Genomic DNA, 1,357 nt, shown 5'->3' with positions numbered 1-1,357 from the left:
ATAATGAACCTACATTACTGCTTTTAGAAGTTCTGCTACGAATGGGATGATTCCACCTACAAATTTTAAAACTGCCATTGCGATTGCCATATTATTTCCTCCTCTTATTTTGTATAGTAAGATGTTGTAAATCTTTATACTCCTATTATAGTAAGCGCTTACATATATATATCAATACATTTCGATATGCAATATTTCATATGATATGCGTTGGTTTTATTGCTATAAACTTAATCAAACTCATTTATCCTCACATTATTTATTTCTCTGTTTCCATACCCCATTCTTTTTACGATAAGTGTTCTTGCCATTCATAAAGTCAGCTGTATTGCCAGGAATGCTATATTTCTTATTCTTTTTCTTAGTCTTCTTCTTCAACCGCTTCTCTTCTTGAACAGCTTGTAAATCCGCCTTCCATTGCCTTAACAAAACCTTTTCTCTTCGCACCGAATTTATACCCCTTAGTTTAAATTACCCACCAAAGGTAAAAATTCTATTTTTCAACATAAATATCCTCTTATTTGAATATTAAATGTTTCCGCATCCTCCTGCACCTGGATAAACGAACGAAAAGGAATCTGGGAGTTGAAATGCCGTTGAATCTAAAATACGAATACGCTTGAAAACAGAAGTATATGGAGAAGAAACTTTGAACTTCTTGAGCAAATAGTTGTAATTCATCAGATACAGAAATAGACATACAAACACGCCATCCTTTCCTATGATTCTACAGAAAGAATAGCGTATTTTTTCATTTTAGGGAGGATTTTGTTTTATTAGCTTAATAGCATTGGGTTGTCAACAAAATCCCAAAAACTCCCAATTTTTTTAGAGTAAGTTGGGAGTTTTTGAACCAGAAAGGTATATTTATAAAAACTATGACAAAATTTATTCGTTTTTCCTTTTTACCTACTTGCTAAATTCAGCAAGTAAAATATTTTTAAAACAATCAGGACTGTTAGCTTTACCCATACTGTTCAAATTGACGGCCAACGTATGCTTGCCTCCAAGTGTACCCCCAGCAAAAGTAACAAACCCTGGAATGCTACCTGTGTGTCCCCATATCGAGACACCGTTTGGAAGCTTAGTTTCATAGATTCCAAGACCATATCCGCCGATTTCAGCACTTCCTGTTGGAACTGTAGTAAGCATTTGTTTTAATTGCTGTTCCTTCAGTAATTTGCCACTGAGTAAGTAAGAGAAGAATTTGTTTAAGTCGTCAGCAGTAGAAATCATATCTCCAGCCGAGCTAGCTATACTTGGGTTATAATAAGTAACGTCTTTTAGCTCACTTGCTCCGTCTGGTTGGAAATATCCACGAGCATGCTTGGTGCCTGGAATAACGCTTGAATTGCCA

Annotated in this window: 2 protein-coding genes and 1 pseudogene; all 3 read right to left on the bottom strand. The window is 35.2% G+C overall.

Going from position 1 to position 1,357, the window contains the following annotated elements:
* Positions 1-9: 9 nt before the first annotated feature.
* Positions 10-200, bottom strand: a pseudogene (locus BPMYX0001_RS34810) (hypothetical protein).
* A 55-nt stretch (positions 201-255) separates the two neighbouring features.
* Positions 256-447, bottom strand: coding sequence for a hypothetical protein (locus tag BPMYX0001_RS29125; RefSeq protein ID WP_006097732.1), 192 nt, complete (start codon positions 445-447; stop codon positions 256-258).
* A gap of 462 nt (positions 448-909) precedes the next feature.
* Positions 910-1,357: serine hydrolase (locus BPMYX0001_RS29120; RefSeq protein ID WP_033799589.1), on the bottom strand; the 448-nt coding region annotated here is incomplete at its 5' end.

This window comes from Bacillus pseudomycoides DSM 12442 (assembly GCF_000161455.1).
GTDB lineage: Bacteria > Bacillota > Bacilli > Bacillales > Bacillaceae_G > Bacillus_A > Bacillus_A pseudomycoides.
Note: the sequence above shows the minus strand (reverse complement) of the source record. Positions and strands in the feature narration are given on the sequence as shown.